At 54.0% G+C, this 5,814-nt stretch carries 8 protein-coding genes; 1 reads left to right on the top strand and 7 read right to left on the bottom strand.

Going from position 1 to position 5,814, the window contains the following annotated elements; all coding sequences use genetic code 11:
* The 4 genes from DOU54_RS27685 to DOU54_RS00030 form a co-directional block, all read right to left on the bottom strand.
* Positions 1–224, bottom strand: a 224-nt coding sequence (locus DOU54_RS27685) for a hypothetical protein (RefSeq protein WP_210206183.1), incomplete at its 3' end; no start/stop codon positions are given.
* 443 nt (positions 225–667) lie between these two features.
* Entirely contained in the window at positions 668–910 is a 243-nt protein-coding gene (locus DOU54_RS00040) for an XRE family transcriptional regulator (RefSeq protein WP_113730179.1), read from the bottom strand.
* 70 nt (positions 911–980) lie between these two features.
* Positions 981–1,511 (bottom strand): hypothetical protein, encoded by a 531-nt coding sequence (locus tag DOU54_RS27780; RefSeq protein ID WP_286079835.1) that lies wholly within the window; start codon positions 1,509–1,511, stop codon positions 981–983.
* A 258-nt stretch (positions 1,512–1,769) separates the two neighbouring features.
* A complete protein-coding gene (locus tag DOU54_RS00030; protein ID WP_072495394.1) occupies positions 1,770–2,225 on the bottom strand; it encodes a pyridoxamine 5'-phosphate oxidase family protein in 456 nt (151 codons plus the stop codon).
* 267 nt (positions 2,226–2,492) lie between these two features.
* Between DOU54_RS00030 and DOU54_RS00025 the strand changes: the two genes are divergently transcribed.
* Entirely contained in the window at positions 2,493–2,747 is a 255-nt protein-coding gene (locus DOU54_RS00025; RefSeq protein WP_107327451.1) for a transposase, read from the top strand.
* Positions 2,748–3,519: 772 nt separating this feature from the next.
* On the opposite strand, the gene DOU54_RS00015 is transcribed toward DOU54_RS00025, so the two are convergent.
* From DOU54_RS00015 to DOU54_RS27775, 3 genes are all read right to left on the bottom strand, one after another.
* The gene (locus tag DOU54_RS00015) at positions 3,520–4,017 is read right to left on the bottom strand and encodes an RES family NAD+ phosphorylase (protein WP_072495390.1); all 498 of its coding nucleotides are present in this window, start codon (positions 4,015–4,017) and stop codon (positions 3,520–3,522) included.
* 6 nt (positions 4,018–4,023) lie between these two features.
* Entirely contained in the window at positions 4,024–4,374 is a 351-nt protein-coding gene (locus DOU54_RS00010) for an MbcA/ParS/Xre antitoxin family protein (protein ID WP_022563984.1), read from the bottom strand.
* Positions 4,375–4,563: 189 nt separating this feature from the next.
* Positions 4,564–4,821 carry an AAA family ATPase gene (locus DOU54_RS27775; protein WP_234797455.1) on the bottom strand — a complete coding sequence of 86 codons (258 nt, stop codon included), beginning with the start codon at positions 4,819–4,821 and terminating at the stop codon, positions 4,564–4,566.
* Positions 4,822–5,814: the final 993 nt, after the last annotated feature.

Below are 5,814 nucleotides of genomic sequence, written 5' to 3'. Positions count from 1 at the left end.
TCTTGTTCTCTTGTTCTCTTGTTCTCTTGTTCTCTTGTTCTCTTGTTCTCTTGTTCTCTTGTTCTCTTGTTCTCCTGTTCTCCTGTTCTCCTGTTCTCCAGTCCGCCTAATCGCCTGTTCTCCCACTCTTTTATTTTGCGCGGTAACATGTCGAGCAATGCTTTGGGAGCAGCGGTTATCGGGGCGGAAAGAGAGACCGTTCCACACGCTGCGGATGTATGCATGATGGCTCATCTTCATATGCTGAGAGGAGTCAGGACGGTCCCCCATTGATGTCGGGTTCGTACATAAGTTGGCGCCCGGTCCGGGCGGTATACCAATAGCCTATCCTGCCATATTAAACGGCGAACGCCATTCTGGTCGAAATGCGTGCGCATCAATGGTACGTTATGCCGCCACACGTCTGCAATCCTGGATGGGTCACTACATTCCAAAGTTGAACTGCAGGTGCGGGTAGTGTTCGGAGAAGGCAAACATCAGGGCAGGGCAATCTGGTAATTGTTTTCTGGATGGTAACAAAGTCGAAGGTCGACGGGGTGTCGGATTTTGTTCCGCCGTTTGATCTCCGTGAAAGGCTCGTCATAGCGCGCGGGTGGTGACCTTATGTCAGTTCGATAAACCAGTCCCGGCAGACTGACTTGGGAAGAGGCGGAACTTCAACCTTTCCCTATTTGCTGAGCCTTACCCCGGGTGCACCATACGGTATGGGATCTTCGCCGAAGAAAACGATCCCTCGCTCTTCGTAGTCGCGGTTGATCGCTTCGATGGTGACGGGTTGCGCGCCTCGAGCGCCCGCTTCGTCTTGCTCTACACGGCTGACGGTATTCGGTGTGACTTTAGCCAGCATAGCGACCTTCCGTACCCCTGCTTCTAAAATCGCTGTCGCCGCCCGTACCTGAAAAGCGTTCATGCATCCACCGTGTTACGCCGGCGGATGTCCGGCACCGATGCAGAGGGCCCGACGGAATGACAAAGGGCGGTCACCGACAAAGGGCATGCGACCATTCCGGCCGCCGCACGGGAACTTCGCAGGGTTGTGCGGGAGGGGTCTGCCGGTTTTGTTCGCGGTCTGCGCGACGGTTCAGGCTGGCGAGAGCGTGCAGCAAACGGCAGCGTTCTGGCAGACTGCGCAGCCATGCTGGTGACGGCCTTGACACGGGGATCATGGCGATGACGCGTCGCTGACGAAGCAGGGCAAGTCTGGGAGCAAGGGGATATTCAATCGGCAGGTTTGACGAGGCTGATTTCGGTTTTGCTGGATCACGGCGGTTGCAGCAGTGCGTTCCGAATTTCTTCATCGCCGCGCCATCCGCGTTCGATGGAGAGGCAACGGTGTGGAGGTCGACGAGACTGTCACGGCCGGGGCCGGATGGCATACCGATTGTTTCCCGCATGTCGCGAATTGTCATGGCGGCCCGTTCGAGCATACGACGCTTCTGCCAGCTGTCGAGGTGATCGAGCCTGTTGGCGTCGCGGACTAGTTCGGCAATGAAACTGTCCGTCGCGGTCATTGTGTGAGGTTGCCGGGTCGGCTGACGGGCGTCAACGGAAGACCCTGAAGGTGAGCTTTTGGCCCCAAAGTTGGCACCAGGATGTGACGCCGATGCATCACGGCGCGTGGACCCGGCATGCTCGGGAAAGCTCCTCGGACCCGGATCTGGATGCCCAGAAAGTTGGCGGACAGGCTATATTAGTCGTAGACAGGCTCTAACCCAACTGAGGACGTTCAGTTACCGAGATCCCGGGTCGAGCTCGACAAGCTGCGTCACTCATATCGCACCTCTCATGGCGGCATCGCTTGCCAGTTCGATTTTTCCATTTTCCTCGCCATCCCAGAACTCGATCGTGCGAGCCGACACCTTAATCAGGACTATACGTGGTGTGTCGGCGCCCTGCGGAAACCACCTGTCCAGTCCACTAGTCCAATGGGCGTCGAACTCGGGCCTTTCTCTGATCAGGCTCGCCTGACCGTTGACAGAAACAAATATTCCAGGTTTGCCAAGAATACCGGGCGGAGCAGTGAACGTCAGTGTAACCGATGAGTCTTTGACTATATCCTGGACTTTCTTCGTGTCTTCATAGGAGAAGAACCATGAGTCACCATCATATTCCACATCGCCGTTGTTGCTCATTGGTCGACTATTGATCTGCCCGGCGGGATCGTGTGTGTTGAACATGCAGAAGTCGATCTTGCTGAGTTTTCTGGAGAGCTCGCTTATTTTCATTGGTCAATCCTTTTCTTACATCACGAATTCAACCATTTTTGAGGTCTGAGGTTCCGCCGATCGCAGCGCGTGCCCGTGATAAGTGAGAAATACGGGCTGTTCGCGAGCCACTGCTCGCCTTCGGGAAGCCAAGGCTTGCATATCTCGACCGTAAGCGGCAAGCTGACCCCATCTGGCGTCAGTGGCGCTAGCACAGCTATTGCGTAATGACTATCCGCCAGCTGTGAGCTTCTATCTGCGCCTATCTCTGGAACTAGAAACTTTCATATGATCGAGGCCGTTCCGAAACGTTTCGAGGGCGCGCCGCGGCAGTTTCGGCGGCGTTGGTCCGATGATTTCAAGGAGCGAGCGGTGGCTGAGGCGATGGAGCCTGGAGCGAGTGTCTCGGCAATGGCGCGTCGCATCGGTATATCACTGAAAAATCGGCCTGCGGCGGAAGAACATATTCTTCCCTCGTGCGCAGCGGCACAGTCGAACCTAAGAGGCAGGTCAGGGCTTTATTCGACTATTGGACAGATCTGAATTTCGAGATCGCCTGAACAGCTGGCTGCGCAAGTTCGAGGTTAAGACCCCGGTAATCCCGGCATGTGCGCTCGGTTCAACGGTTGACGCGGTTCGCGGTGTCAACGCATACGCTGCGCGCCGCAGCATTCTCTTTTGGCGAAGATGCCCGGGACACATCGAGGTCGGTGACGGGAATACCCGCATGCTCCGTGTGAAAGAGCCATTGGCCGCAGACGGAGACCCAATCCAGCGGGGTTCTGACCTGCGTGCGCTGGACGATTGAAGTGCGACGACGGCGGGCCGGTGGGGAAATGATAGCGAGAACTGAACGTGAAGACCGCGAAATTCTCGCCTAACTCGCTCACTTACCGGCGCGGCATGATGAGCTCGATGCCGAAGGTGAGCGGATACTGCGAACGTAGTGCTCCGCATTTCGGGTCCTATATCGGCGTAGCCTTAAAACACAACGTGAGCGTGGACTCCTCAAAGAACGATTACCGCTGCCGTGACAAGCGGCTGAGGTATTACGAGTTTCCTGAGTTATTGAATTTGAAGTCTTGATAGAACGGGGTAAGGCGGCGCCAGACTCGTTTCCGCGCCGTCATCTTCGCTCCTGTCATTGGATGCAGTGGCGAGCCGGACTAGATGTCCGCCGTCGCGCAGCATGAGCGTCAGCCTGCGTATATTGGCCCATTTCAGTGGGTCATTTACGGCGGATTTTCAATTAATTGACCCATTATAATGGGTGTTTTAGACCATTCTTGCCGCCCGCGGAGATTTCACAGCGGTTTCAGCGTGACAAGCGCTGCTCATCATCAATCAGGATCAACTGATGTGGGACGGTGTCTCCCCACGTCCAAAGGACGACGTTGAGGTCGATATCAGTCGCCCCCGGAGCAAAGCTCCTGACGATCAAACCGCAAAAGCCCTCGTTTTTCAGAGACCGGGCAAGTCGTTGTGTGGGGGCTTCACCGAACACATTCATGTCGTCTCGCCAAGTCGGGGTGCTGAGAGTTTGAGCGTCAATACCATGATCATGAAGCAGGGCGCCATCGCGAGTATCAAACAGCGGTGTGATGGCCGCATCGTAGGAGACGAGAGTTGTGGGCTGTAAGCTGCCTGCCTGATTTGCTTCCTTCAATGCCGTGGTGACTGTCACTGACGTGTAGAGTGCAGGCATGCCTTTTGGATTGAATCTGCCGCCATAAAGCTCGGCACCTCGTCCGGAGAGCGGCTCACGAGCGTAAACCGGATTAAGGGCTCGGTAGAGCTTGCCCTGGTACTTCATCAAGGGTCAGGCATGTACGCCAGCGTCGATCGCGTCGATGTATTCGAGTACTTCGTGAGCGCGCCCGTCTCGAACAAGCTGCATTGCTGTGTGGCCAGAAAAGCCTGAGAGAGGCTCTGAACGATACCAGGCATATGCCATGAGCGCAGAACCGAAACGGGCCTCAACCTTGTTGATGACTTCGATCATTTCGCGCAGTCGCCGTTGGGTTTTGTCCGACTTGATGCGTTCTTTGCGCTGTACCGCATCTTTGCCCAACCCGGCACTGCGCGCGATATCGTCGCTTGTTGTATGAAGAACGTCGGCGATTTTTCCCGGCGCGAACAGCCCGTTGTCAGCATATTGTGCGAGAGCCATGTTCGCCTCCTCAAATTTGCCAAAGATACTGACGCAATATAGCGTCAAAATTACAGGCATTCAAGGTGTCCCTTATGGCTGCAAGTCGCTATATCTTCATGCTGGATGCCGTCGCCATGAACGTTCGTGCAGCGGTTGCCTCCAAGTAGGGCACCGGGACGCAAACCGTGTTCCGCAGCCGGCTGCATTTCAAGATATGCTATGCGGCCAGCCAGTGTTTCTCCAGATTGTTTGAGGAGATCGATGGAAGCCGAGCCGAGTAGCAGGAACTGGCCGGTGCGCCGTCCGGCGGCGATTGCGATCGATCAAGCCCCGCAGAGTCTGGAACACGTTAGGCAGACGATGAACTTCGTCGAGGATGACGAGTTTGTCACCATGACTTGCAAGATAGAGCGCCGGTTCCGATAGTTTGGCGCGGTCCGCTTCTGATTCTAGATCAAGATAGATCGAGGACCGGGTTTCTCCAATATTGAGTGCAAGTATTGTTGCCGACTTGGCGGGGGCCCAACAATGTAATCGCAGGACTTAAGTCCACGAAATGTCGGAGTTCGGTTTCAATTCTTCGCTCAATCGTCCTTGCATTCATGGAGTTTTATTCCGTAATTGCAAAGATAAAACTGGATCGCGTTAGGAACCTGGCTGCTCGACGGCTTCGCCGCGACGCGTTGGGCACTTGCGGACATTTCGTAAGACGCGACTAAGCGATTGCCTCGGAACCATCCTACGGCATGGGCGAAAAGCTCGCCTCCTACGGAAACCCTCGCCGGATGCGCCGACCATCCTTGCCAAAAAACAGTCGATACTTGAAGAGGTGCGTGCTACCGGGAACGGGTTCCCGCACGTTCCACACGACAATCGTATCATCTGGCAAGACAGTTTTCGAACATTCCACAAGTACCGCGGCAATCATGTTGTCGTTTACGCCATCACAACACGCTGTTGTCAAGGATGCCAACGCAGCTTCGAGGTTGATTTGGCAGCAGGTTCCAGGGTGTTTATGCTTGGAATATTTTACTGTTTTATTCTTATTTAAATACATATATTATTATATTTATACTTGATGCAAGGAATAAATTACCAGCATTAGCATAAGTGAACGATCGCGGCGCGCTGTTGGTTTGAGGCAGGGGAGTGTCGATCGCAAACATATAATTTATGCAGAAGTGGCGCTAAAACATATAAATAGTGTAGGTAGACCGTTGCTGTGAAAAGTGGGGAGTTTGATTGGCGGATTTTGCTTGTTGTACGGGCGGGCAATTTGAACTGCCTGCAACCAAGTGATTTTTATAGGTTTTTGCATGAAGGATGAATTATTTATTGGTGGAGCAGAGAGGGAATCTGATTATGAAGTGGACTGAAAAGGCGATGAAAATTGGTGGCGACCAATCGTAATAACAATATCATGATATTGTTATTACGATTGGTCGCCACCAATTTTCA

It is taken from the genome of Agrobacterium sp. MS2, assembly GCF_003261015.1.
GTDB lineage: Bacteria > Pseudomonadota > Alphaproteobacteria > Rhizobiales > Rhizobiaceae > Agrobacterium > Agrobacterium pusense.
Note: the sequence above shows the minus strand (reverse complement) of the source record. Positions and strands in the feature narration are given on the sequence as shown.